Origin of the sequence: Mycobacterium sp. 29Ha (genome assembly GCF_032883055.1) — a bacterium.
Lineage (GTDB): Bacteria > Actinomycetota > Actinomycetes > Mycobacteriales > Mycobacteriaceae > Mycobacterium > Mycobacterium gallinarum.
On the sequence record NZ_JAMQTI010000069.1, the window covers coordinates 1 to 1,780 of the forward strand.

General features: G+C 66.7%; 1 protein-coding gene. It reads right to left on the minus strand.

Translation table 11 applies throughout. The annotated features are described in order from the left end of the window. Positions 1-1,780 (minus strand): MDR/SDR family oxidoreductase (locus M1248_RS33215; RefSeq protein WP_317150933.1); only part of this gene is annotated, 1,780 nt, incomplete at both ends.

The window sequence follows — 1,780 nt, forward strand, 5'->3', positions numbered from 1 at the left end:
TGGGAGAAGGCGGTCAACCACGGGGTACCCGTGATCGGTGCGTAGCCGCTGTAACCACGGTCGTGACGCAGCAGTGCTTCGAGTGCGTAGGCGCCCTCGTCGGGAGCGATGGCCGCATCGGCGCCCTCTGCCAGGGCGCTGGCGCGCCCGATTTTCGCCCACACGCCCCAGGCGATCGCGGTGGCCGGCAGACCCTGGGCCCGGCGCCACAGAGTGAAGGCGTCCAGCCAGCTGTTCGCTGCGGCATAAGCGCCCTGTCCGGGCGAGCCGACCAGCGCAGCTGCCGAGGAAAACGAACAGAACCAGTCCAACGGCTGGCCGGCGGTGGCGTTGTGCAAGTTCCACGCCCCGTAAACCTTTGGCGCCCAGTCACGCTCGATGAGCTCATCGGTGATGGTGCCCAGGGTGGCGTCTTCGACCACCGCCGCGAGGTGCAGCACGCCGCGCACCGGGAGCCCGGTGGCGGTCGCCATCGCCACCAACCGGGCCGCCGTCTCGGGTCGCGCGATATCACCGCATTCCACCTCGATGTCAGTATCCATCGCGCGGATACGCTCGATGGTCTGCATCGCTTCCGGGGTGGGCTGTGAGCGCGAGGACAGCACGATACGACCGCAACCGGCCGCGGCCATCTTCTCGGCCACGAACAGTCCCAGACCCCCCAGCCCGCCGCTGACGACGTAGGCGCCATCGCCACGGAAAACCGGCACCTCGGCCGGGGGCACGATCACGCGGCTGGACCCGGTACGCGGCACATCGAGCACCAGTTTTCCGGTGTGCTGAGCGCTGCTCATCAGCCGAATCGCGGCCGCGGCGTCGCCAATCGGGTAGTGGGTGCTTTCCGGTATCGGCAGTTCGCCTTGTGCGACCAACCAGTAAACCGTGCGCAGCAGATCACGCATCCTCTTTGGATGGCCGTAGGACAGCAATCCGAGGTCGACGCCGTAGAACGCGAGGTTGCGACGGAACGGGAAGAGCCCCAACCGGGTGTCGCCATAAATATCGCGTTTGCCGATCTCGACGAATCGACCACCGACGGCCAGCAATTCGACGCCCGCGCGCTGGGCGGCGCCGGTGACCGAATTGAGTACGATGTCAACGCCGTAACCATCTGTGTCGCGACGTATCTCCTCGGCGAACTCGACGCCGCGGGAGTCATACACATGTTCAATACCCATGTCGCGCAACATCTGCCGACGCTGCGGGCTGCCGGCGGTGGCGAAGATCTCAGCCCCCGCAGCACGCGCGATGGCGATCGCCGCCTGACCCACGCCACCGGTCGCGGAGTGAATCAACACCTTGTCGCCGCTTACGATGTGCGCCAGATCGTGTAGGCCATGGTAAGCGGTGGCGTGTGCGGTGGTCACCGCAGCGGCCTGCCCATCGGAAAGTCCGGCCGGCAGCGTGACGGCCAGACGCGCATCGCACGTGAGGAACGTGCCCCAACAGCCGTCGGCGCACAGCCCGGCGACATGATCGCCCACCTGATGATCGCCCACCCCGGGTCCCACCGCGGTCACCACCCCGGCGAAATCGGTGCCCAGCTCCGGCAGCCGCCCCTCAAAGGCGGGGTAACGGCCGAACGCGACCAGTACGTCTGCGAAGTTGATGCTGGATGCGGTGACCGCCACTTGGATCTGTCCTGGGCCTGGTGCAACTCGTTGGCAGGCAACGAGTTCCAACGTCTCCAGGTCACCGGGAGTGCGGATCTGCAGACGCATCCCATCGCTCTCGTGGTCGGCGATGGTGGTCTGTCGCTCTTCTGGTCGCAGCGGAGCGG